General features: G+C 73.0%; 15 protein-coding genes and 1 tRNA gene. 5 read left to right on the forward strand and 11 right to left on the reverse strand.

Going from position 1 to position 23,824, the window contains the following annotated elements; all coding sequences use genetic code 11:
* Positions 1–15 precede the first annotated feature (15 nt).
* Positions 16–1,497 (reverse strand): D-alanyl-D-alanine carboxypeptidase/D-alanyl-D-alanine-endopeptidase, encoded by a 1,482-nt coding sequence (locus FXF60_RS09575; RefSeq protein WP_151525736.1) that lies wholly within the window; start codon positions 1,495–1,497, stop codon positions 16–18.
* Positions 1,498–1,588: 91 nt separating this feature from the next.
* Between FXF60_RS09575 and FXF60_RS09580 the strand changes: the two genes are divergently transcribed.
* The 3 genes from FXF60_RS09580 (at position 1,589) to FXF60_RS09590 (ending at position 4,054) form a co-directional block, all read left to right on the forward strand.
* Positions 1,589–2,107, forward strand: a complete 519-nt coding sequence (locus FXF60_RS09580) for an inorganic diphosphatase (protein WP_151525776.1) — start codon at positions 1,589–1,591, stop codon at positions 2,105–2,107.
* Positions 2,108–2,291: 184 nt separating this feature from the next.
* Entirely contained in the window at positions 2,292–3,824 is a 1,533-nt protein-coding gene (locus tag FXF60_RS09585; RefSeq protein ID WP_151525737.1) for a DUF3352 domain-containing protein, read from the forward strand.
* Positions 3,825–3,980: 156 nt separating this feature from the next.
* Positions 3,981–4,054 (forward strand) — tRNA-Thr (locus FXF60_RS09590).
* Positions 4,055–4,107: 53 nt separating this feature from the next.
* On the opposite strand, the gene FXF60_RS09595 is transcribed toward FXF60_RS09590, so the two are convergent.
* The 7 genes from FXF60_RS09595 to FXF60_RS09625 all read right to left on the reverse strand — a co-directional run bounded on the left by FXF60_RS09595 (position 4,108) and on the right by FXF60_RS09625 (position 14,941).
* Positions 4,108–5,679, reverse strand: coding sequence for an alpha/beta hydrolase (locus tag FXF60_RS09595; RefSeq protein WP_238335794.1), 1,572 nt, complete (start codon positions 5,677–5,679; stop codon positions 4,108–4,110).
* A 27-nt stretch (positions 5,680–5,706) separates the two neighbouring features.
* Positions 5,707–6,864: a DNA polymerase III subunit delta' gene (locus tag FXF60_RS09600; protein WP_151525738.1), complete on the reverse strand. Its 1,158-nt coding sequence runs from the start codon at positions 6,862–6,864 to the stop codon at positions 5,707–5,709.
* A complete protein-coding gene (gene tmk / locus FXF60_RS09605; protein WP_151525739.1) occupies positions 6,861–7,520 on the reverse strand; it encodes a dTMP kinase in 660 nt (219 codons plus the stop codon). Before tmk ends, FXF60_RS09600 begins: the two co-directional genes overlap by 4 nt.
* 107 nt (positions 7,521–7,627) lie before the next feature.
* Positions 7,628–8,401: a MerR family transcriptional regulator gene (locus tag FXF60_RS09610; protein ID WP_151525778.1), complete on the reverse strand. Its 774-nt coding sequence runs from the start codon at positions 8,399–8,401 to the stop codon at positions 7,628–7,630.
* Between the two features lie 43 nt (positions 8,402–8,444).
* On the reverse strand, positions 8,445–8,954 hold the full coding sequence (locus FXF60_RS09615) for an Lrp/AsnC family transcriptional regulator (RefSeq protein WP_151525740.1): 510 nt from the start codon (positions 8,952–8,954) through the stop codon (positions 8,445–8,447).
* Positions 8,955–9,034: 80 nt separating this feature from the next.
* Positions 9,035–14,332, reverse strand: a complete 5,298-nt coding sequence (locus tag FXF60_RS09620; RefSeq protein ID WP_151525741.1) for a cell wall-binding repeat-containing protein — start codon at positions 14,330–14,332, stop codon at positions 9,035–9,037.
* A gap of 93 nt (positions 14,333–14,425) precedes the next feature.
* Positions 14,426–14,941: a winged helix-turn-helix domain-containing protein gene (locus tag FXF60_RS09625; RefSeq protein ID WP_151525742.1), complete on the reverse strand. Its 516-nt coding sequence runs from the start codon at positions 14,939–14,941 to the stop codon at positions 14,426–14,428.
* Positions 14,942–15,126: 185 nt separating this feature from the next.
* Between FXF60_RS09625 and FXF60_RS09630 the strand changes: the two genes are divergently transcribed.
* The gene (locus FXF60_RS09630) at positions 15,127–16,377 is read left to right on the forward strand and encodes a trans-sulfuration enzyme family protein (RefSeq protein WP_151525743.1); all 1,251 of its coding nucleotides are present in this window, start codon (positions 15,127–15,129) and stop codon (positions 16,375–16,377) included.
* 27 nt (positions 16,378–16,404) lie between these two features.
* On the opposite strand, the gene topA is transcribed toward FXF60_RS09630, so the two are convergent.
* Positions 16,405–19,107, reverse strand: coding sequence for a type I DNA topoisomerase (gene topA, locus FXF60_RS09635; protein ID WP_151525744.1), 2,703 nt, complete (start codon positions 19,105–19,107; stop codon positions 16,405–16,407).
* A 108-nt stretch (positions 19,108–19,215) separates the two neighbouring features.
* Here topA and FXF60_RS09640 point away from each other — a divergent pair, with 108 nt between their 5' ends.
* Complete coding sequence (locus FXF60_RS09640; RefSeq protein WP_151525745.1) at positions 19,216–19,974, forward strand: hypothetical protein; 759 nt, start codon at positions 19,216–19,218, stop codon at positions 19,972–19,974.
* 9 nt (positions 19,975–19,983) lie between these two features.
* Here FXF60_RS09640 and FXF60_RS09645 read toward each other — a convergent pair whose 3' ends face one another.
* On the reverse strand, positions 19,984–21,492 hold the full coding sequence (locus FXF60_RS09645) for a DUF7059 domain-containing protein (RefSeq protein ID WP_192796680.1): 1,509 nt from the start codon (positions 21,490–21,492) through the stop codon (positions 19,984–19,986).
* Positions 21,489–23,795 carry a sodium-translocating pyrophosphatase gene (locus tag FXF60_RS09650; protein ID WP_151525747.1) on the reverse strand — a complete coding sequence of 769 codons (2,307 nt, stop codon included), beginning with the start codon at positions 23,793–23,795 and terminating at the stop codon, positions 21,489–21,491. Before FXF60_RS09650 ends, FXF60_RS09645 begins: the two co-directional genes overlap by 4 nt.
* Positions 23,796–23,824 lie beyond the last annotated feature (29 nt).

Raw genomic sequence — 23,824 nt, forward strand, 5'->3', positions numbered from 1 at the left:
CCACGTCCGTCCCGGCTAGCACCCGCACCGGGCGAGCTCGGCGACGACCTCGTCCAGCACCGACGCCGCCTCGATCGCGGCCGAACCCTCCTCGATGTCGTCGGCGGTGAGGGCATACACCAGCAGCCGGCCGTCCCGGCTGACCACCGTCCCGGCGAGCGAGCTGACCCCGGGCAGGGAGCCGGTCTTGGCGCGAGCGGTGCCCACCGCGGGGTCGTGCCGGTCCAGGTGGAAGCGGGTCGCGAGGGTGCCGGTGTAGCCGGCGATCGGCAGCCCTCCCGCGGCCAGCACCTCCTGCAGCTCCGGGTGGGACCCGTCCGCGCCCGCCACGAGCACGTCGGCGACGACCTGCACCGGGATGAGCGTGCCGTCGGACAGGCCGCTGGCGTCCACGATCTGCACCCCGGCCATGTCCATCCCGTAGTCCTCGGCGATGGTCTGCCGGATCCACGTCGTGACCGCCTCCTGGTCGGCGCTCCCGCCGTCGGCGGTCGCGGCCTGCCGGGCGAGCTGCTCCACCATCGCGTTGTCGCTGGTCGCGAGGGCCAGGGCCAGCACGTCGCGGGCCGCCGCGGACTCGACGCTGGCCAGCTCGGTCGCGTCCTGCGGCGCCTGCACCTCGTCCGCCCGGGTGTCCCCGTCCCCGGCGCCGACGACCTCGACACCCTCCTCGGCCAGCGCGTCCCGGAAGACCCGCGCCACCTGCTGCTCCGGCGAGGTCGGCGAGGGGTTGAACGGGGTGGCCCGGTCGCCGGACCGCCCGAGCTGCACGATCCGACCGCTCCACCCCTCGCGCACCCAGTGCTCGGACCAGGTCGGCATCTCGTGCGGGCCGGGCACGTGGGACAGGTCGAGGCTCACCCGCACCGGGGTCTCGGCGTCGGTCAGCGCCGCCGCGGTCTGTGCCGCCAGGTCGGCGATCCCGGCGTGCCCGGCGACGGCCTCGGGGTCCCCCGCCCCGTCGGCGAGCAGCATGTCGCCGCCCGCGACGAGGACCACCTCGTCCGGCTCCGCGCCGGACACCACCCTCGTGGTGAAGGTGTGGTCGCCGTCCAGACCGGTGACGATCGCGGCGGCCGCCAGCAGCTTGGTCGTCGAGGCCGGCGTCACCAGTCGCCCCGCGTTGCGGTCGGCCAGCGCCTCCCCCGTCAGCGCGTCCCGGATGGCGACGGCACGGCGGTTGGTACCCCCGAGCCAGGTGCTGGCGAGCTCGTCGTCGATCTCGTCGGCGAGGCGCTCCGGGTCGGGCACCGGGCCGGCGGACACCGGACCCAGCACACCCGTCGGGGCGGACACGCGGGGACGCACCTCCGCCGGGCTGGTGGGCGCCTCGGCGGTGCTCTCCACCGCGTCCGAGGTGGAGGTGGTCGCGTCGTCGTCGACCGCGCGCGGGACGGCGACCGAGGGCACCGCGGCCCCGCTCAGCAGCGCCACCGCGGAGACCGCCGCCAGGGCATACCGTGGTCGGCGTCGGTGCGTGCGGCGCGGGTGCGTCACGGGCGTGCTCGACCTCCGTCGTCAAGACCCTCCAGGATGAGGGACACTGAGGGTCGAGCCTATGCCGTCCCCGAGCCAGAGAGAGCAGCAGATGCAGTTCGACGTGACGATCGAGATCCCGCAGGGCAGCCGCAACAAGTACGAGGTCGACCACGAGACCGGGCGCATCCGGCTGGACCGCATGCTGTTCACCGCCACCCGCTACCCGGCCGACTACGGCTACATCGAGGAGACCCTCGGCGAGGACGGCGACCCGCTGGACGCGTTGGTGCTGCTGGACGAGCCGACCTGGCCCGGCTGCCTCGTGCTGGCGCGACCGATCGGCATGTTCCACATGCGGGACGAGGCGGGTGGCGACGACAAGATCATCTGCGTCCCCGCCGAGGACCCGCGCAAGATGGCGATCCAGAGCCTGGACGACATCGGCACCCACACCCGGCTGGAGATCCAGCACTTCTTCGAGGTCTACAAGGACCTGGAGCCGGGCAAGTCCGTGGAGGGGGCCCACTGGGCCGGCCGCGAGGAGGCCGAGCAGTGCTACCAGGAGGCGGTCAGGCGGGCGCAGGAGCACGGCGTCTCCACCGCGCGCTGGCCGATGCCCAAGCACTGACCTCGCTCCTCCCGCGGCGCCGTGACCTCGGCGCCCGGGAACCGGACGGGGCAGGTCGCCGTCGTAACTGGTGAGCGGGGACACGTGCCCCGCCGCCACCGCGCTAGGCTTGAGGGCGCAGGGCCACCGGCCGAGGTGGTGACGACGGGCGCGGGACGACGCGCCACAAGCAAGGGGAACCGATATGACGAGCGCGACCGAGACGACCGCCGACGACGTGACCGAGGGGGGTCGCAAGACGCCGTGGCTGCTCATCGGCGGCGGTGTCGCCGCTGCTGCCGTGATCGGGGGCGGCACCGCGGCCGCCCTGATGATGGGCGGCGGCGGGGACCGACCGGACAGCGTGCTGCCGGGTGAGGTGGCGGCCTACGCCCAGATCGACCTCGACCCGGCCGCGGGACAGAAGGTGGCTGCGGTCCGCTTCTTCCAGGGCCTGGACAGCGACTTGGAGCAGCGCCTGGCCGACGGCGAGTGGCGCGAGTGGGTCTGGGAGCAGATCGAGGCCGAGGGCGAGGTCCCCGCGGACCTGTCCTTCGAGGAGGACATCGAGCCCTGGCTCGGCGACCGGGCCGGCCTGGCGATGCTGCCCGCCGGCGAGGGCGAGGAGCCGGCCATGGCGGTGGCGCTCCAGGTCAAGGACGGCGACGCCGCGATCGCCTTCCTCGACGAGCACCTGAGCGAGGAGGCCGACGAGGTCGGCTACTACCTCGAGGGTGACTACGTCGTCTTCAGCCAGGCGAGCACCCTGGATGCGGTGCGCTCGGCCGCCGAGGCCGGCAGCCTCGCGGACAACGAGTCCTTCACCTCCGACATGGAGGCGCTCGGCGAGGCCGGGATCATGGCCATGTGGGCCGACATGTCGATGCTCGACGACATCGACCCGAGCAGCCTCAACCCCAGCCTGGAGATGACCGAGGAGCAGCTCGGGATGGGCGCGGAGCAGCCCGAGATCACCGGTCGGGTGGCCGCCACCGTGCGGCTCACGCCGGACGCGATCGAGATGCACGGCGTCAGCCGGGACGTCGCCGGGGTGGAGATGAGCCCCGCGGGCGAGACCGACTCCCTCATCACCCAGCTCCCGGCGGACACCGCCGTGGCGCTCTCGCTGGAGAGCGGCAGCAGCATGGTGCAGTCGATGTGGGACTACTACTCCGAGGACTACTCCGAGCAGCTGCAGGAGGCCGCGGCCGCCGCCGAGGCGGAGGGCTTCTCCCTGCCGGACGACCTCAAGGTCGCGCTCGGTGAGTCGATGAGCCTGGCCGTCGGCCCCGACATCGTCGGCGCGGTCATGAACATGTCGCAGACCGACCCGAGCGTGCCGGCCCTGCCGCTGGCCTACCGGGTCACCACCGACACCGAGCGGGCACAGCAGCTGCTCAACGACAACGGCATGGGCGCCGGTGTGCTCGTCACCCGCGAGGACGACGGCACCCTGACCCTCGGCACCGATCAGTCCTACGTCGACCGGGTCGCCGAGGGCGGGGGTGACACCCTGGGCGACAGCGACCTGTTCACCCGGGCGGTCGCCGACGCGGCGGACGCCCAGTCGACCTTCTACGTCGACGTGGCACCGTTCGAGGAGTTCTACCTGCCCCAGGTCACCGACGAGAAGGCGCGGACCGCGCTGGAGAAGCTCGCCGCGATCGGCGTCTCGAACGTCGTCGAGGAGGGTGGCGACGGCCGCTTCACCATGCGGATGGTGGCCGACGAGGAGTGAGGACGAGGCGCTGCGGCACGGTCCGCAGCGCCGCGCACGTCCGCGAGCGGTCCCCGGCACCTGTGCCGGGGGCCGCTCGCCCGTTCCGGTCCGACGCAGGTTTGGGGCGGGCCCACCTCGTTCGGTATCCTCGTCGGGTTGCCCTCCGGGCAGCGCGCCGCCTTAGCTCAGTCGGCCAGAGCGATTCACTCGTAATGAATAGGTCGGGGGTTCGATTCCCCCAGGCGGCTCCCACAGCAGCACACCGACGCCCTCGCATCCCGCGGGGGCGTCGGTGCTTCTCTCAGCAGGTGGTGCCCTCCTCGGGCACGGTGCCCTCGAGCAGATAGGCGTCGACCACGTCGTCGATGCAGTCGTTGGAGCGACCGTAGGCCGTGTGCCCGTCACCGTCGTAGGTCAGCAGCACGCCGGAGTCCAGGGTCTCGGCGAGACCCTCGGCCCACTCGTAGGGGGTCGCCGGGTCACGGGTCGTGCCGATGACCAGGATCGGGTCCGCGCCCGCCGCGGAGTAGTCCTCCACGGTCTCCACCGCCTCGGCCGGCCAGAACGCGCACGCCCCCTCACCCGCGAGGTACCGGCCCCACGTCCGGGACGCCTCCTCGAACTGCTGCTCCACCGCGGCGGAGTCGAGGTCCTCCCCGTCGGCGTCCACGGGCCGGTCCAGGCAGTTGACCGCGTAGATCGCCTGCATGGTGTTGCCGTCGTAGCTGCCGTCGCTGCCGCGGCTGGCGTAGAGGTTCGCCAGGAACATCATGATCGTCCCGTCCCCGTCGAAGGCCCGCTCGAAGGCCTGCGTCAGCAGCGGCCAGTACTGCTCGGTGTACATCGCCGCGATGATGCCGTACATGCCCCAGCCCTCGGTCAGCTCCGGCGCGGCGTCGCCCTCGACCGGGAGGGGCGCGGTGTCCAGCTCGTCCAGGAAGGCCGGGATGCGCGCCATGGCCGACTCCACGTCACTGCCGAGCGGGCACTCGCCGCTCGCGACGCAGTTCTCGACGTAGGCCCGGGTGGCCCGCTCGAACCCCGCCGCCTGGCCCAGCCCCATCTCCAGCTCGCTCAGGTCCGGCTCGATCGCACCGTCCAGCACCAGGGCTCCGACCCGGTCGGGGAAGAGCGAGGCATAGGTGGTGCCCAGGAAGGTGCCGTAGGACGCGCCGTAGTAATCGAGCTGCTCCTCGCCCAGCGCGGCGCGCAGGACGTCGATGTCGCGGGCGGCCTCCACCGTCGAGACGTGACCCAGCAGGTCCGGTGCGCTCTCGCCGCAGGCCTGGGCGAAGTCCTCGACCAGCTGGGTCGAGGCCTCCTCCTCGGCGGCGTCGTCCGGCGAGGGGTCGGAGGAGAGGAACTCATCCATCTGCTCGTCCTCGAAGCAGGTCACCGGCGCCGAGCGCCCGACGCCGCGCGGGTCGAAGCCGACGACGTCGTAGGCCTCCCGGACCTCGCCCGAGATGGCCATCCCCGACATCATCGCGTAGTCCACGCCCGAGGCCCCCGGGCCCCCGGGGTTGACCACCAGGGAGCCGGTGGCCTCACCCGAGGCCGGCGAGCGCAGCAGCGCCAGGTCGATGGTCTGCCCGTCCGGCTCCGCGTAGTCCATCGGGACGGTGAGCGAGGCACACTCGAAGTCGCCCTGGCAGCTGCTCCACGTCAGACGCTGCGAGTAGTAGTCCTCGAGCCCCTCGGGCGCACCGTCGGCCAACGGGGTCGAGGTCGCGGTCGGCCCGGCCGACCCGCCCTCCGACGTCGCCTGCCCGTCCGCCGGCTCGTCGGTGTCCGGAGCCCCGGGCGTGCAGGCCACCACCACCGAGAGCGCACTCAGGCCGGCCACCAGCCTGGCCGTCGTCGAGATCCGCACGTCGGATGTCCTCCCTCGCTCGTCGTCTCACCCCCGGGGCAAGAGCAACCCAATCATCATCGCTTCCAGGACCAGCAGCGGCGCGCCGTTGGCGATGAGCCGCTGCCGCGCCTCGCCGATCGTCTCCAGCGCGAGCAACAGCTGCTCCGCAGAGAAGGAACGAGCGAGCAGCTGGATCTGCTCCGGCTCGCTCGCGTTGACCCGGTCCAGCCCCGACCCGGCGGTGACGAGCAGGGCGTCCCGGTAGACCGAGGCGAGGTCGGTCAGGGCGGCGTCGATGCTGTCGTGCTGCTGCCGCCTGGCCTCCGCCTTGAGCCGGTCGTCCAGCCGGCGCAGGTGGGCCCGCACCGAGGGAGGCTGGGTGCGGGCGGTGAGGTCGGCACCGAGCTGGGTCAGCAGCTCGCGACGCTGCTCCTCGGCGTGGTCCGCGGACGTGGCCTTGGCCCCCTCGCCGGCCTCGTCCACCAGGTCCTGCGCCGCGCGCAGGGCGTCACCGAGCGAGGCCAGGCCGGTCGGGATCGAGGTGATCTCGCGGCGCCGCGCGCGGGCGTGCTCGTCGGTGGCCAGCCTCCTGGCGATCCCGATGTGGCTCTGCGCGGCGCGGGCGGCGTAGTGCGCCATGGACGGGTCGATCCCGTCCCGTGAGATGAGCAGGTCGGCGACGGCGTGCGGCGAGGGGGTGCCCAGCCGCACGTGACGGCACCGGGACCGGACGGTCACGAGCACGTCCTCCAGCGAGGGTGCGCACAGCATCCAGACCGTGCGGGCGGTGGGCTCCTCCAGCGACTTCAGCAGGGTGTTGGCCGAGTGGTCGTTGAGCCGGTCGGCGTCCTCGACGACCATCACCCGCCAGCGTCCCAGGCTGGGTCGTGCCTGCGCCTCCAGGACCAGCTCCCGCGCCTCGCCGACCTTGATGAAGGTCTGGTCGGTGTCGACGACGCGGACGTCGGGATGACTGCCGGCCATCACCATCCGGCACGGCTGGCACTCCCCGCAGCCGACCTGGACGCCGCCCGCCCCCTCGCACTGCAGGGCGGCGGCGAAGGTGCGGGCCGCGACCGACCTGCCCGAGCCCGGTGGTCCGGTGAACAACCAGGCATGGGTCATCGCTGCCGGCTCCGTCGACGCCCGCCGCAGCGTGGACACCACGCGGGGCTGCCCGACCAGCTGGTCGAAGACGCTCATCGGCGCTCCAGCAGCTCGCGGACGCGCTCCCGGACGGCCGACTCGATCGCCGGCTGCGGCTCCTGCGCGTCGAGGACGAGGTAGCGCTCCGGCTGCTGCCCGGCCAGGTCCAGGAAGCCGCGGCGCACCCGGAGGTGGAAGTCGTCGCCCTCCCGCTCCACCCGGTCGTGCGTCGCGCCACGACGCAGCCGGCCCTGCTCGGGACTGACGTCGAGCACCACGGTCAGGTCGGGGAGCAGCCCCTCCACGGCCCAGAGCGAGAGATCCCGCACCTCCCCGTGGCCGAGCTCCCGGGCGGCGCCCTGGTAGGCCACGGAGGAGTCGAGGTAGCGGTCCGTGATGACGATCTCGCCCGCCTCGAGCGCCGGCCGGACCACGGTGGCGACGTGGTGCGCGCGGTCCGCGGCGAAGATCAGCGCCTCCGCCCGCGCGGTGACCGACCCGTCCTCCCCGTGGAGCACCAGCTCGCGCAGCGAGCGCCCCAGCCCGGTCCCGCCGGGCTCCCGGGTGCGGCGGACGGCATACCCCTGCTCTCCCAGCCAGCGCGCCAGCGCGTCGGCCTGGGTCGACTTCCCCGCCCCGTCCCCGCCCTCGACCGCGAGGAACAGCCCCCGCCTGCCACCTCGGGGGGCGTCGGCGGGCGGCTGGTCGGTCACGTGGGCAGCCTACGGGACGGGTGTGACGGTGGCCGCGGCCCTTCCACAGCCGCACCTGACGGCCCTGCCCCCGGTGGGTCAGGGCCGTCAGGGATGGTGTCCGCGGCTCACGCCCGTGCGGCGTTGGCGACGACGGCGTCCCGCACGAACTGCGCCAGACCGGGCGCGATGTCCTCGTAGGTCTGGGAGAACCGCGGGTCGTCGACGTACATCTGCGCGATGTTGGCGTGCATCTCCCGCGGGCAGTCGTAGAACCACCGGCAGATCTGCTGCCGCGCCTCCTCGGCGGCGTCCATCGCGGCCACCGACGTGGCGTCCACGTCGCCCTGGAGCAGCTCCACGAAGCGGGCGTTGACCTGGTCCTGCTCGACCTTGATCTGCTCCCACTGCTCCTTGGTGTAGCCCTTGGTCCGCCGGTTCGACTCCTTCCAGGCGTCGGTCTCGCCCCACCGCTGCTCGGCCTCGGCCTGGTAGTCGTCGAAGTTGTCGGTGAAGCTGTCACCGAAGATCTCTCGTTGCTCCTCGTGGGTGATCCTGTATCCGCTCATCTCACTCTCCATCGCTGCGTCGATCGACCGCACGAGCTCGGTGAGCTCGCCGATCCGGTCCGTGATCGTGTCCCGCTGACGGCGCAGGTGCTCGACGACGTCGGCATCCTGCTCCAGCAGCTCGGCCACCTGGTCCAGCCCGAAGCCGAGCCGGCGGTAGACGACGACGTGCTGCAGCCGCATCAGGTCGTCCTCGGTGTAGAGGCGGTAGCCGGCGAAGCTGCGCTCGCTGGGCACCACGAGTCCGATCTCGTCGTAGTGGTGCAGGGTGCGCACGCTGACGCCGACCTGCTCGGCCACCTGGCCGACGGTCGAGCGCTGCAGATCCGTCATCTCGATCACGCTCCCGAGCATGGAGCCTCACGGCGCGTGAGGGTCAAGCCTGTTCGGGACCTCCGCCCTCGGCGGACGTCATCGTGCCCCTGCCCCGCAGCGACTCGAAGATGAGCGAGGTCTCGGCGTGCAGCACGCCCGGCCGGTTGGTCAGGTGGTCGAGCACGAAGTCGCGCAGCGCGTCGGCACTCGGCACGGCGACGTGCACGTAGTAGTCGATCGCGCCGGACACGTGGAACGCCCCCAGGACTCCCGGGAGCTCCGGCACCTCACGGGTGAACTCCTCGAAGTTGGTCCGCCGGTGGCCGCCGAACCGGATGGCGATCATGGCCTCGACGGGTCGACCGACCGCCACCGGGTCGATGTCCGCATGGATCCCGCGGACGACGCCCCGCTCACGGAGCGAACGCACCCGCACCAGGCAGGTGGACTCGGCGATCCCCACCTCCCGCGCGAGCATGGCGTTCGACATCCGCCCGTCGACCTCGAGCAACCGCACCAGCGCCAGGTCGGTCTCGTCCAGCGGCTTCTCGTCACGAGGATTCTTCGGCACGACAGACAGTATGCCCGCACCCGCCGCAGATGACGCAGCCCGGCCGCGCAGGGGATCGCGACCGGGCTGCGGGCCTGGGGCTACTCCAGCGTGCGCAGCAGGTCGAGCACGTCGTCGTCGATGGCCGCGTCCCCTCCGAGCACGTGGACCACCCCGGGCTCGAGCCGCTCCAGCGCGGTCCACGTCACGGGGGGCACAGAGTCCTGCCGAACCAGCAGCATGGGCGCGTCCTGCGCGCCCGCCACGGCGGCGCCGGCGAGGGCGTCCGGCCAGTTCTGCCCGCTCGCGACGAACACGTCCGCCGCCGTCGGGTGGTCCTCCGCGAGGAGCGCGGCGGTGTGGAAGCGGTCGTCACCGGCGACCCGGGTCACCTCGCCGTAGGCGCCCAACGCGATGGCGACGCTCTCCTCGACGGCCCCCGTGCCCCCGAGCAGCACGATCTGCTCGACGCCCAGGTCGGTGAGGGCCTGCGCCGTCGCCGCGGGCACCGAGCCCGGGCGGACCAGCAGCACGGGTGCGTCCACGGCACCCGCGCGGGCGGCACCCGCCAGGGCGTCCGGGTAGTTCAGCCCGGTCGCGACGTAGGCCGTCCCGGCGGACCCGAACTCGGCCGCCACACGGGCCGCCGTGCCGTACCGGTCGGTGCCGGCCAACCGTCTCGCCGGGGCCTGCGCCGCGTCCGCGGCAGCCTCCACGACCGCGTCCTCGACCGCGCCGTCGCCGCCCAGCACGACGACCTCGGCCGGGTTGAGCCGTTGCAGCTCGGCGGAGGTCACGGCCGGGAGCACGTCCGGCTCGGTCAGCAGCACCGGGACCTCCACGCTCCCGGCGAGCGCCGCGCCGGCGAGCGCGTCCGGGAAGTCCGCCCCGGTGGACAGCAGCACCGACTCGACACCGGGTGCATACCGCTGGGAGAGCTCGACGGCCGTGCCGTAGCGGTCCTCCCCGGCGATCCGCACCACCTCCGGGTGGATCGGGCCGGGGTCCGGCTCGCACCCGGCGTCCAGCAGGGCGAAGTCGGTCTCCACCACCTGGCCGCGCAGCGGGTCCACCAGGGCCTGCTCCGGCCGGTAGCCACCCGCCGACGCGATCAGCTCCAGCTCACCGACACGGGTGTCGATCCACCGGGCATACCGGCCCTCGACGTCGGTGACCCAGCGCCACCGGGGGTCCTCCATCCGCGTCGGCGCCGCGTCGACCGTGGCGCCCGGCAGCGGCGATCCGGCACCCTCGCAGTCCGCACCGGTGACCAGGCCGGTCAGCTTGCCCCACGTGGCGGGCGGGAGCACGGTCATCTCCACCTCGGTGGTCGGAGCCGTGCCGGGCATGCCGCCCCCGGCCTCGATCCCGGCGGTGTAGGTGCCCGGCTGCGCCACCTCGCCGGACGTGGTGACCTCCACCGTCGCCGACTCACCGGCGGCGAGGGACAGCTCGGTCTGGCTCAGCGAGAGCCAGGGCACGTCCGCGCCCGCGTCGTCGCAGAGGTCGTAGCCCGGCAGCAGCTCGACCACGTCGCTGAAGCCCTGGTCGCTCTGGCCTCCGACGAGGGCGAATCCGCAGGCGCCCGCACCGCGGAAGGACGGAGTGTTGGGGTTGGGCAGGTCGCTCCACGTGTCGGCCGCCGGGTCGTAGGCGAAGGCGTCGTTCGTCACGGCACCCGCCTGCAGCCCGCCGGTGAGGACGAGCTGGTCGTTGGCTCCGGCGTAGGCCGCGCCCCACGCGTCCACGGGGGCGTCGGCGACCTGGGTCCACGAGTCGGCGTCCGGGTCGTAGGCGTAGGTCGCGGAGGTGGAGACCTCGCCGTCACCCACGCCGCCGGCGCAGATCACCCGGCCGTCGATCCCGGCGCAGGAGGGGTAGGCGATCGGCTGCGGGTAGTCGGCGAGCGTCGTCCAGGAGTCGGTCGCCGGGTCGTAGGCGGCCGTGGTCGCCGAGGTCGGGTCGCACATGTCGGTGGTGCACCCGCCGACCGAGTAGAGCAGACCGCCGAGGGTCGCCTGACCGGCCCACGTCACCGCGACGGGCGCGTCCGCCAGCTGGGTCCACTCGTCCGCCTCCGGCGCGTAGGCGTAGGTCCCGGTCTGCGCGACCCCGCTGCTGTCCCACCCACCGGCGGCCACGATCCTCCCGTCGAGCGCTCCGACGGTGGGCGCCATCAGCGGCAGCGGCAGGTCCGCGACCTGCACCCACTCCATCGTCGCCGGGTCGTAGCGGTGGGTGGCCGGCGTGGGTTCGTTGCCGTCGAAGCCGCCGAAGGTGTACCAGGTGCCGTCGAGGTTCACCACGCCGTTGTCCACGATCGGCGTCGGCAGCGGCGTGAGCTCGGTCCACGGCTCCTCGTGCGGCCGGCGGTCGGCGGGCCCGTCCTCGGACCGCTGCGGCGACAGGTATGCGCCCACGAACGGGTCGACGTCCGCCGTCCGGGTGGGGGCCCCTGCGGCCTGCCCCTCGCCCAGGGTCGTGACGCGGCTCCCGTCGGCGCGCAGCAGCTCCACGCCGCCGCGCACCTCCTCCAGGGTCACCTCGGCGGGACCGGTGCCGGTGTTGGTCACGGTCAGCTCCGCGGTCTCCGCGTCGTCGCCGAGCGTGACCTCGGTCTCGATCCGCTGCGGGTCCAGCTCGAGCAGGCCCCCGTCGAGGACGAAGTCGGCCCGCACGGCGCCGCCACCGACCACGGCGACGTCCTGGGCGGCCGGCGCGAACCCGCGGGCGGAGGCCTCGAACGGGTGGTCCCCGGACACGCTGCTGAACAGCCAGTAGAAGCCGTCCTCCTGGCCCTCGTCGGCCGGGGTCGCCCGGCTGACCCCGGTGTCCTCCGGGACGTCGAGGCTGGTGATCGTCGCACCGGTGACGGCAGACCCGTCGGCGGTGGCGGAGACGTTGCCCACGACATACCCCCCGTCACCGACGGGCACGCAGGAGCGGCTGCCGACGAAGACGTCGTCCACCTCCCAGAACCAGGCGTAGAAGGCGTCGTAGTAGTGCCACCGCACCCGGACCTGGCTCTCCCCCGCCGCCATCGGCAGCGGCACGACGGCCTCGGCGCCCTCGACCGGGGTGGTGTAGGTGGTCACCGTGGTCCAGCTGGCACCACCGTCGACGCTGACGTCCAGGTCGGCGCTCTCGCCCAGCGGGAGGTAGAAGTGGTTGAAGCTCAGGCTGGGGTCCGCGTAGGCGCTGAGATCCAGCACGGGCGAGACCAGCGAGGTGTCCTGCTCCCCCTCCGGCCCGTAGGAGTCGGAGTTGACGATGGCGAACGGGCCCTCGCCCCCGGTGAGGTTCGGCGGGTCGGCGTCGCCCTCGTCGATGGTCCACACCTGGCCGTTGTCCAGGTTGTCGTCGACCTCCCAGCCGGCCGGGAGCACCCCGCCGTCGAAGCTCTCGGCGAGCACGGCGTCGGCGGTCGCCTCGTACCCGGGTGCCAGGCAGGACGCGGCGTCGACCGGCACGGCCACGTCCACGACCGCGTCGCCGGTCACCGTCACCGCCTCCTCGACCACGAGGTAGCCGGGGTACTGCACCACGACCTCCATGGTCACGTCGGCGCCGACCGGCACGTCGATGGAGTAGCTGCCGTCCACCGGGTCGGTGAAGGTGAGCAGCGACTCCCCGGCGACCGCCACCTGCGCATACAGCGGGAAGCCGTGACCCGAGCCGTCGGTGACGGTCCCGCTGACCGTCCCGGTCTCCGCGGGATCCAGGGCGAAGTCCTGGGTGACCGTGTCGTCGACCGGCACGCTGACCGCCGCCGAGGCCGAGACCCAGCCGAACCGGGACGCGGTCACGGTGTAGTCGCCCGAGCTCACCAGCGCGCGGTAGGTGCCGTCGGCACCGGTGGAGAGCACCCGCTCCAGCGGTCCGGCCAGCTCGACGCTGGCCCCCGCCAGCGGGTCGCCGGACGCGGCGTCGGTGACCGTGCCCTCGACATACCCCACGTCTCCCCGGGGTGCGGCCTGCACCAGCGCCAGGGCGTCGAGCCTGCCCTCCCCGAAGACGTTGTTGTCCTCGTCCGTGCCGCCGCACTGGTCGTCCGGGTTGTCCGTCGCCGTCCCGTCCAGGAGGGCGCGGGTGCCCTCGATGTCACCGACCAGCTGGGGGGAGCTGGCCCACACGAGCGCGATCGCCCCCGCCACGTGCGGGGACGCCATCGAGGTGCCGGAGAAGTAGGCGTAGTCGTTGCCGGGGACCGACGAGCGCACCGCCGTGCCGGGGGCGGAGATGTTCGGCTTGGTCTCGCCGTCCTGCCCGGCGCCACGGCTGGAGTCCGGGTTGATCTCGTGCGCCGCGTCGTAGTTGCCGACCGAGTAGTTGACGATCCGGCTGCCCGGCGAGCCCGACGTCTCGCACCCGGGACCGATGTTGCCGTTGGCCCAGACCCCGAACTGGCCCGCGGCCGCCCAGGCCAGCGACACGTCCTCCATGAAGGGGTCGTTCGACGGCAGCCCCGTGCCCCACGAGTTGTTGATGACGTGCGGCCGCATCGCCGGGTCCGGGTCGGAGCCGTCGATCCGGGTCGGGGCGAGCATCCACTCGCCCGAGGAGATCAGCGCCTGGTCGCTCGGGCAGCAGCCGTTCGCCGCGATCCACCGCGCCCCGGGGGCCACACCGATCTGGTTGTCGCCACCGTCGTCGCCGACCATGGTGCCGGTGACGTGCGACCCGTGGGCGTCGAAGTCCGCCGGCTCCTCCGGCGAGAAGCCCGCGGCGTCGAACCAGTTGTAGTCGTGGTCGAAGGACCCGTCACCGTTGTTGCCGCGGTATGCCCCCACCAGGGCCGGGTGGTCGTACTGCACCCCCGTGTCGATGGTCGCCACCACGATGCCCTCACCGGTGATGCCGAACTCGGACCAGACGTCGTCCGCGTTGACGTCGGAGACGCCCCACTCGACCGCCGCCGGCCCCACCAGGTCCGAGGTGACCGGCTCCACCTCGGGCGTCTCGTAGCTGATGGTGGGATAGATCCCCTCCACCTCGTCCTGCCCCGCCAGCTCCAGCGCGAGGGACTCGGTGCCACCGGTGACGTGCACGGCGTTGGTGATCCAGAAGCTCCGGTAGGTCGCACCCGCCGCCTCGAGCTCGGCGACGACCTCCCGCTGGCTCGCCTCGGCGGTGCTGGTGAGCGCGTCGTAGACGCCCTGCCCGCGCGCGCCCCAGTCGCGCACCCCCTCGAAGGCGCTCAGATCGGGTCGTTCCCCCAGCCGCACCCAGAAGTCGGTGCGACCGACCTCGTCGAACTCGGCCGACAGACCCTGCTGGATCTTCTCCCGCGCCTCCGGCCCGGGGGCGGCCTGCACCGGGGCGGCCACCACGGCCCCGGTGACCACCAGCCCGACGCCGCACACCCCGGCGACCACCCTGCGCCATGCCCCTGCAACCATGTCGTCCGCCTCCCGGCCTCGGTCCACCCACCGTCGGGTAGGACGAAACCCTAGGGAGGCCCACGCACGGCCGACAGGGCCTGGATGGGGCAGTTATGGGGCAATGCGGGTGAGCACCGTGGCGACGTCGGGCCGGTCCGTCGCCTGGAACCCCACGCCGCGGATCGTCCGGATGTCCACCGGCATACCCGCCTCGGCCAGCTTGCGCCGGAGCCGCTTGATCACCGACCGGACCTGCGCGCCGTCACCGACGAAGCCGGTCGCCCACACGTCCCGGGTGAGCTCGGGGATGGACCACACGTGCTTCTGGTCCGAGCTGAGCAGGGTGAGGGTCTCGAACTCCAGCGGGGTCAGGCGCAGGCTGCGCCCCCGCCAGCGCAGGACGCGGGCCTCCGGGTCCAGGTCGACCCCGGGACCGACCGCGGCGCAGACCGAGTCGGCGGCGCCGGAGTCCAGCAGCTCTCGCGCACGCTCACGGGTCCCGGCCAGCACCACGCACACGTCGTCGGGCAGCAGGCCCAGCAACCGCTCCTGCTCGCACCGCGTGGCGGCCACCACGATCACCACGGTGCGTCCGGTGGTCCGCGCTAGGTCGTCGACATCGCTCATGTCCCCTGCCCTGTTCCTCTGTGTCCCCTGCCCGCGTGGCCCTGACTCTAGGGCGAGGTGAGGCTGCAGCACCAGCGGTGCGGCAGCAGGCCGTCGTCGTTGCACGACCCGTCGTCAAAGCCACTTTTCCCCGGTGATTCTGAGTCTTTCTTGATTCCCGACCGCAGGTTCTGCATCATGGGTGGATGACGTCGCAGCATCCCGATCTCGACACCCGCGCGGTCCACGCCGGACGCGCCGACCTGACCGCCCTCGGGGTGCACGTCCCCCCGATCGACCTGTCCAGCACCTACCCGCTGCCGGACGTCGAGGCCGGGGGTGAGGCCTACGACCAGATGGCGGGCGGCGGCCCGCGGCAGGAGGGTCAGACGGCCGTCTACCAGCGGCTCTGGAGCCCCGGCGTGGCCCGCTTCGAGGAGGCGCTGGCCGAGCTGGAGGGCGGAGCGGCCGGCGTGGCCTTCGCGTCCGGGATGGCTGCGCTCAGCGCGGTGCTCCTCGCCTGCGTGGGGGCGGGCACACCGCACGTCGTGGCCGTGCGCCCGCTCTACGGCGGCTCGGACCACCTGCTGGCGACGGGGATGCTCGGCACGCGCGTCACCTGGACCGACGCCGACGGCGTGGCCGAGGCACTGACGGCCGACACGGGCCTGGTGATCGTCGAGACCCCGGCCAACCCGACCCTCGACCTGGTCGACCTCCAGGAGGTCGTGGCCGCCGCGGGCGACGTCCCCGTCCTGGTGGACAACACCTTCGCGACCCCGGTGCTGCAGCGGCCGCTCGAGCTCGGCGCGACCATCGTCCTGCACTCGGTGACCAAGTTCCTCGCCGGGCACGGCGACGTGCTCGCGGGGGCGGTCGTCACGTGCGAGGCGTGGGCGCAGCGGATCCGGCCGGTGCGGGCGATCACCGGCGCGGTCCTGCACCCGCTCTCGGCCTACCTCGCCCACCGGGGGCTGCAGACGCTGCCGCTGCGGGTGCGTGCGCAGCAGGAGGGCGCGCAGGTGCTGGCGCGCTGGCTGCGGGGCCACCCCGGCGTCGAGCGGGTCCACTACCCCGGCACCGACGGCGACCCGCGCCGGCTGATCGGCCGTCAGATGGCCGGGCCCGGTGCGGTGCTGGCCTTCGACGTGGGCAGCTACGAGCGGGCCGCCGCAGTGGCGGGATCCTGCCGGCTGATCACCCACGCCGTCTCGCTCGGCGGGGTGGACTCCCTGCTGCAGCACCCGGCCGCCCTCACCCACCGCCCGGTGGCCGACGAGGCCAAGCCGGGCGCCGGCATCCTGCGGCTGTCCGTGGGCCTGGAGGCCCCGGAGGACCTCATCGCCGACCTGGACGCCGCCCTGCTGGAGGCGGCCGCCACCACGGGCGGGCTGGTGCCCGAAGGTCGAGGAGCGGGCACGGCTACGTCGCAGCTGCTGGAGCCGGCCCACCGGTGACCGCGCGGCCCGTGGGGCCGCCGGCCCTCAGGCCTTCTTGGCGCTGCTCCGGCCCTTCTTCGCGGGTGCCTTCCGGGTGGTCCGCTTGCGGGTCGTCGGGCCCTTGGCCCGCTTCTCGGCGATCAGCTCGAAGGCCCGCTCCTCGGTGAGCGACTCCGGTTCGTCACCCTTGCGCAGGGTGGCATTGGTCTCCCCGTCGGTGACGTACGGACCGAAGCGGCCGTCCTTGACGACGACCTTCTTGCCGGACACCGGGTCCTCTCCGAACTCGGCGAGCGGCGGCTTGGCCGCACCACGGCCGCGCTGCTTGGGCTGGGCGTAGATCGCGAGTGCCTCGTCCAGGGTGATGTCGAAGATCTGCGCCTCGGTCTCGAGCGAGCGGCTGTCGGTGCCCTTCTTCAGATAGGGGCCGTAGCGGCCGTTCTGCGCCGTGATGTCGACCCCCTCCGCGTCCTGCCCGACCACGCGGGGCAGCGACAGCAGGCGCAGCGCGGTGTCCAGCTCGATGGTCGCCAGATCCATGTCCTGGAAGAGCGAGCCGGTGCGCGGCTTGACCTTGGCCTTCTTCTTCGCACCCTTCGCCGTGTCGCCGGGGTCCTCCTCGATGACCTCGGTGACGTACGGGCCGTAGCGGCCGTTCTTGGCCACGACCTCCCGGCCGGTCTCCGGGTCGGTCCCGAGGACCCGGCCGTCGTCGGCGGCGGCCGCGAGCAGCTCCTGCGCCTTGGCACCGGTCATCTCGTCCGGGGCGATGTCGTCCGGCACGGTGGCCCGGCGCGGGGTCTCGCCGTCCTCACCGGGCAGCTCGACGTAGGGGCCGTACCGGCCGACCCGCACGATCGTGCCGTCCGACGTCTGCACCGCGGAGACGGCCCGGGCGTCGATCTCGCCCAGGTCGGCGACGAGGTCGCGCAGCCCCTCTCCGGACGCCGCCTGGTCACCGAAGTAGAACCGTTGCAGCCAGGCCACCCGCTGCTCGTCGCCCCGGGCGATCTTGTCCAGGTCCTCCTCCATGCTCGCGGTGAAGTCGTAGTCCACCAGCCGGGGGAAGTGCTGCTCGAGCAGCTGGGTGACGGCGAAGGCCAGCCAGGTCGGCACGAGCGCCGACCCCTTGGTCCGCACGTAGCCCCGGTCCTGGATCGTCCCGACCGTGGCGGCATACGTCGACGGCCGTCCGATCCCCCGCTCCTCGAGCGCCTTGACCAGGGTGGCCTCGGTGTAGCGGGCCGGCGGGCTGGTCTGGTGACCCTGCGCCTCGGCGCGCAGCGTCTCCAGGGAGACGCCCTCGCTCAGCCTGGGCAGCCGCATACCCATCTGCGAGTCCTCGCCGTAGCGGCTCTCATCGCGCCCCTCCTCGTAGGCCGCGAGGAACCCGCGGAAGGTGATGACGGTGCCGGAGGCGGAGTACTCGGCGCTGGAGTAGGCCGTGCCTCCTGCCCCGGTGCCCTCAGGCAGCGTCGCGGTCAGCTTGACGCTGGCGGTGGAGCCCTTCGCGTCAGCCATCTGGGAGGCCACGGTGCGCTTCCAGATCAGCTCGTAGAGGGCATACTCCTGGCCCCGCAGCTCCCCGGCGACCTGGGCCGGGGTGCGGAACGAGTCGCCCGCCGGGCGCACCGCCTCGTGCGCCTCCTGCGCGTTCTTCGACTTCTTCCCGTAGACCCGCGGGCTCTCCGGCACGTAGTCCGCGCCGTACATGTCCCGGGCCTGGCGCCGGGCCGCGCCCACCGCCTCGCTCGACAGGCTGGTCGAGTCGGTCCGCATGTAGGTGATGTAGCCGCCCTCGTAGAGCCGCTGCGCGGTGCGCATCGTGGTCTGGCTGTTCATCCGCAGCTTGCGCGACGCCTCCTGCTGCAGCGTCGACGTCGTGAACGGTGCGGACGGGCGCCGGGTGTAGGGCTTCTCCGACACCTCGCGGACCGCGACCTGCGCCTCGCGGGTGCCGTCGGCGATCGCCTCGGCCGCGCCCGCGTCCAGCTGCACCGCGTTCGTCGTCTTCAGCGTGCCGTCGTCGGCGAAGTCGCGCCCGCTCGCGACCTTCGCGCCGTCGACCGCGGTGAGCTTGGCCTCGAAGGCCTGCCCGCTGTGCCCGCCCGGGGCGAACTCGCCCTCCACGTCCCAGTAGGAGGCCACCCTGAAGGCCATCCGCTCGCGCTCGCGCTCCACGACCATCCGGGTCGCGACCGACTGCACCCGCCCCGCGGACAGGCCCTGCCGGACCTTGCGCCACAGCACCGGCGACACCTCGTAGCCGTAGAGCCGGTCGAGGATCCGCCGGCTCTCCTGGGCGTCGACCTTGTCGGTGTCCAGCTCGCGGGTGTCACCGACGGCCCGCTGGATCGCCTCCTTGGTGATCTCGTGGAAGACCATCCGGCGCACCGGGACCTTCGGCTTGAGCACCTCGAGCAGGTGCCAGGCGATGGCCTCGCCCTCGCGGTCCTCGTCGGTCGCGAGGTAGAGCTCGTCGGCGTCCTTGAGCGCCCGCTTGAGCTCGGTGACCTTCTTCTTCTTGTCGGCATCGACGACGTAGTAGGGGTCGAAGCCGTCCTCGACGTTGATCGCGAACTTGCCGTACGGCCCCTTCTTCATGTCCGCCGGGAGCTCGGAGGGGTTGGGGAGGTCCCGGATGTGGCCCACGCTGGCCTCGACCCGGTACTCCGGGCCCAGATATCCCCCGATCGTCCCGACCTTTCCGGGGGACTCGACGATGACCAACTTGCTGCCTGCTGCCACGGGATGCGCTCCTTCGCCCCGTGTGCCGCGGATTCGTCGCGACCTCCGACACGGGGACCTCGGGCGTCACCGTAGCCCATGACCGCGGGACGGCTACGCTGACCACCTATGGCGGCGCGCACGCAGACACGGACGGCAGGTATGCCCCGGGCCCGGTGGGCACGGTCGGCTGCCCCGCTGCTGGTGCTGGCGGCCGTCCTCCTCGCCGGGTGCGACGGCGGGGGTGAGCAGCCCGACACCGCGGCGACCTCGAGCCCGACCGACGGGACCGAGGACGTCGGCGCCAGCACCGGCGACGCCGGCGGGGGCGACGACGGGGGTGGCAGCCCGGCGGAGCCGGCCCCGCCGCCCACCGAGCCTGCTGACATCGACCTCGCCGTCGGGGACCGCAGCGCCAGTCAGGACGGGGGCACCATCACCGTCGAGGGCGAGCGCCGCGCCGCGTTCGTGACGCCCTCGGGCAACATCGTCTGCGTCATGAACGGCCCGAGCGCCACCTGCCAGCTGCTGGACAAGACCTACACGGCGAACCCGGACCACCTGCTGGACAGCACCACCGGGGACTGCGGCATCGACGCCGCCGACGCGATGGTGATCAGCGATGCCGGCGGGGCCTGGACCTGCCCGCCGGAGCCGCTCGCCCCGACGGCCGCCGCGAGCAGCGGCGGCTGGTGGGGGGAGCAGGTGGACGCACCGACCACGGGGGTCGGCGACGTCGACGCCTCCGTGCTGGAGTACGGCCTGACCCTCCAGGTCGGCGGCACCACCTGCCTCTCGGCGGAGGACGGTGTCACCTGCCGCAGCACGGACCTCGGCCGTCAGATCTTCATCGCCCGGGCGGCCTACCGCTTCGGTGCCCTGCAGTGAGGCGCCCGCTCACCGCAGCAGACCGTCCTTGACCAGGTCCCGAAGCACCGGGAGCACCACCTGCGCGACGGCCTGCGGCTCCTGCTCGGTCAGCACGGCGAGCCCGGCGCACAGCTGCCGCGCGGTCAGCTCTCCGTCGCAGGCCCCGACGAACCCGGCGCCGAGGGTGTCCAGCGTCACGGTGCGACGCAGACCCGTCCCCTGGCGCACCTGGATGACGTTCGGGTGCGCGGCGCCCGGCGCACCGATCCGCTCCTCGGTGACGTCGTCGGCGACCTGCCACGGGGTGTCCAGCAACGCCTCGTCGTCGTGCTCGGCCAACCAGGTCCGGGCGCGCAGGCCGGCCAGCACGGCCGGACCCATGGGCGAGGCGACCGGGGAGCGCACGTCCACCAGGTCGGTCCACGGCTCGCGGTCGGTGGACGGCCGCTGCACCGTCACCACGCCGAAGCCGAGCCGCTCCACCCCGCGCTCGGCGAAGTCGTCCAGCCACGCGGCATACAGCGCCTCGAACTCGGGGGTGTCGGGTTGGTGCCCGCCGTCCCGCGCCCACGTCTCGGCGTAGTCGGCGACGTCCTGCTCCTCCCGCTGCACCACCCAGACGTCCAGGCCGGTCCCGTCGAACCACGTCGCCACGTGCTCGGTCCACTCCTCGTCGGCCCTGAGCTCCCAGTTGGCCAGCAGCTGGCCGATCCCGCCGGGCCGCAGGTGCGCGGCCAGGTCGCGGACCAGCCCGGCCACGAGGGCGTCACCCGCGCGACCCCCGTCGCGGTACTCGTAGCGCGGCACCCCCGGCCGGCGGGGGGTGATGACGAAGGGCGGGTTGCTGACCACGAGGTCGAACCGCTCCCCGGCGACCGGCTCGAGCAGGCTGCCGGACCGCAGGTCGGCGTCGATCTCGTTGAGCGCCAGCGTGAACCGGGCGAAGTCCAGGGCGCGCTCGGACAGGTCGGAGGCGACGAGGTATGCCGCGTGCCCGGCCAGGTGCAGCACCTGCACGCCGCTGCCGGTGCCGACGTCCAGCGCCCGCTCGACCCGGGGCCTGGGGGTCCAGCTGGCCAGGGTGGCGGAGGCACCGCCGATCCCCAGGACGTGGTCGGTCGGCAACGGGCCCGCGGTCGCGAGCTCGGAGCGGTCCGACACCACCCACCAGCCGTCCTGCTCGGTGGCATAGGGGCGCAGGTCGCAGGCGGCGACGACCGCGCCCTCCCGCTCGGCCACGAGGCCCAGCCGACGCAGTCCCGCGGCCCCGGTGCGCGGGAGCGCGGCGTCGAGGAGCGCGGGCTGCACCGGCACACCGAGGGCGAAGAGCCGGCACAGCACCGCCACCGGATCGGTCGCGTCGGCCGTGGCGCGCAGCGCCGGCAGCGGCTGCTCCCGGTGCAGGGCGGCCACCGCCACCGGACCGAGCACCTGCGCGAGCCGGTCGACGGTGTAGTCGACCTGCGTCAGGTCGGCCCGCAGCCCCGCGAGCGCTGCCGCGTGCTCCGGCCCGGAGGCCGGCGGCGGAAGGCTCAGCTCTCCACCGCCGCCACCGGCTCGCTGTCACCGATCGCGATGTCCCGGCGCTTGGAGACCACCACGGCGGCCACGATCACGGCGAAGGCCACGATCGCGATGCCCCACCGGATGACGTCGTTGGCGCCCTCGCCGTAGGTGAGCCCGATGATGGCGGGGGCGATGAGCAGGGCCACCAGGTTCATGACCTTGATCAGCGGGTTGATGGCCGGGCCCGCGGTGTCCTTGAACGGGTCGCCGACGGTGTCACCGATGACGGTCGCCTCGTGCGCCGCGGTGCCCTTGCCGCCGAAGTTGCCGTCCTCGACGATCTTCTTCGCGTTGTCCCAGGCGCCACCGGCGTTGGCGAGGAAGACGGCCATGAGGACGCCGGTGCCGATCGCGCCGGCCAGGTAGCCGGCCAGCGCGCCGACCCCGAGACCGAAGCCGACCGCGATCGGGGCGAAGACGGCCAGCAGGCCCGGGGTGGCGAGCTCACGCAGCGAGTCGCGGGTGCAGATGTCCACGACCCGGGCATACTCCGGCTTCTCCGTGTAGTCCATGATCCCCGGCTTGTCGCGGAACTGCCGCCGCACCTCGAAGACGATGGCCCCGGCCGCGCGGGTGACCGCGTTGATCGCCAGCCCGGAGAAGAGGAAGACGACCGAGCCGCCGATGAGGACGCCGACCAGCGCCCGCGGGTCGAAGACGAGGAAGGACTGCAGGACGTCGCCGCTGACGTCCCCGGCCTGCTCCAGGGCCTGCAGGATGGCGTCCAGGTAGGAGCCGAACAGCGCCGTGGCGGCGAGCACCGCCGTCGCGATGGCGATGCCCTTGGTGATCGCCTTGGTCGTGTTGCCGACGGCGTCCAGCTCGGTGAGGATCTGGGCGGCGTCGCCGTCGACGTCGCCGGACATCTCGGCGATGCCCTGCGCGTTGTCGGAGACCGGGCCGAAGGTGTCCATGGCCACGATGACGCCGACCGTGGTCAGCAGCCCGCAGCCGGCGAGCGCGACGTAGAACAGGGACAGGATGAGCGAGCCGCCGCCCAGGGTGAAGATCGCGAAGATCGCCGCCGCGATGGTCACCGCGGTGTAGACCGCCGACTCCAGACCGACGCCGATCCCGGAGAGCACCACGGTCGCCGGGCCGGTGAGCGAGGTGCGCGCCACGTCGTTGGTGGGCTTGGTCTCGGTGCCGGTGAAGTAGCCGGTCAGCCAGAGGATGAAGGCCGCGAGCACGATGCCGATGACGACGGCCGTGGCCGCCCCCATGGCGGCGTTCACCGTGCCGGCCTCGGTGCCGAGGCCCAGCTCGAAGCCGCTGTCGACCGACAGCTCGCCCGGCAGGAAGACGAACGCCGCGACGACCGAGGCGACCGCCGCGATGCCGGCGGAGATGTAGAAGCTGCGGTTGATGGCGCGCAGGCCGTTCTCGCCCGCGCGGGCCTTGGTGATGAACACGCCGAGGATGGCGGTCAGCACGCCGATCGCCGGGATGACGAGCGGGAAGGTCAGCCCGCCCTCGGAGCCGAGCGCCGCGGTGCCGAGGATGAGGGCCGCGACGAGGGTGACGGCATACGACTCGAACAGGTCGGCGGCCATGCCGGCGCAGTCGCCGACGTTGTCCCCCACGTTGTCGGCGATGGTCGCGGCGTTGCGTGGGTCGTCCTCGGGGATCCCCGCCTCGACCTTGCCGACCAGGTCGGCGCCCACGTCGGCCGCCTTGGTGAAGATGCCACCGCCGACACGCATGAACATCGCCAGCAGGGCGGCGCCGAAGCCGAAGCCCTCGAGCACCTTGGCCGCGTCACCCTGGTAGACCAGCACCACCATGGCGGCACCGAGCAGACCGAGCCCGACCGTGGCCATACCCACCGTGCCGCCGGTCCGGAAGGCGATCCGCATGCCGTCGTCCCGACCGGTCGTGCGGGCCGCCTCCGCCACGCGCATGTTGGCCGCGGTGGCGAGGTTCATCCCCAGCCAGCCGATGAAGGCGGAGAAGCCGGCGCCGAAGATGAAGGCCACCGACCGCCCGATCCGGATCATCAGGTCGTCGGCCGGGAGGGCCATGAGGAGGAAGAACGCCACCACCGCGAAGATGCCCAGGGTGCGGAACTGCCGGCCGAGGTAGGCCGACGCGCCCTCCTGCACGGCGCCGCCGATCTCGCGCATCGAGTCGGTGCCCGGAGAGGCCGCCAGCACCTCCTTGCGGAACATGAAGCCCATGACGAGGGCGACGAGGGCGATGCACAGCACCACGATGACGATCGAGGTGTCAGCTCCGGAGAGCGAGGCCTCGCTCGCGGCGGCGACTGGGGACATGTGTGCCTCCTGGGGCTGCCCGCGTCCTT

The organism is Serinicoccus kebangsaanensis (assembly GCF_008919445.1).
GTDB classification, from domain to species: Bacteria; Actinomycetota; Actinomycetes; order Actinomycetales; family Dermatophilaceae; genus Ornithinicoccus; species Ornithinicoccus kebangsaanensis.

What these genes read in the sequence shown, in the direction of transcription:
- FXF60_RS09580 (WP_151525776.1), top strand. Translation starts at nt 1,589, where the DNA reads ATGCAGTTCGACGTGACGATCGAGATCCCGCAGGGCAGCCGCAACAAG.
- FXF60_RS09585 (WP_151525737.1), top strand. Translation starts at nt 2,292, where the DNA reads ATGACGAGCGCGACCGAGACGACCGCCGACGACGTGACCGAGGGGGGT.
- FXF60_RS09600 (WP_151525738.1), bottom strand. Translation starts at nt 6,864, where the DNA reads ATGAGCGTCTTCGACCAGCTGGTCGGGCAGCCCCGCGTGGTGTCCACG.
- FXF60_RS09610 (WP_151525778.1), bottom strand. Translation starts at nt 8,401, where the DNA reads ATGACGGATCTGCAGCGCTCGACCGTCGGCCAGGTGGCCGAGCAGGTC.
- FXF60_RS09620 (WP_151525741.1), bottom strand. Translation starts at nt 14,332, where the DNA reads ATGGTTGCAGGGGCATGGCGCAGGGTGGTCGCCGGGGTGTGCGGCGTC.
- FXF60_RS09625 (WP_151525742.1), bottom strand. Translation starts at nt 14,941, where the DNA reads ATGAGCGATGTCGACGACCTAGCGCGGACCACCGGACGCACCGTGGTG.
- FXF60_RS09630 (WP_151525743.1), top strand. Translation starts at nt 15,127, where the DNA reads ATGACGTCGCAGCATCCCGATCTCGACACCCGCGCGGTCCACGCCGGA.
- FXF60_RS09640 (WP_151525745.1), top strand. Translation starts at nt 19,216, where the DNA reads ATGGCGGCGCGCACGCAGACACGGACGGCAGGTATGCCCCGGGCCCGG.
- FXF60_RS09650 (WP_151525747.1), bottom strand. Translation starts at nt 23,795, where the DNA reads ATGTCCCCAGTCGCCGCCGCGAGCGAGGCCTCGCTCTCCGGAGCTGAC.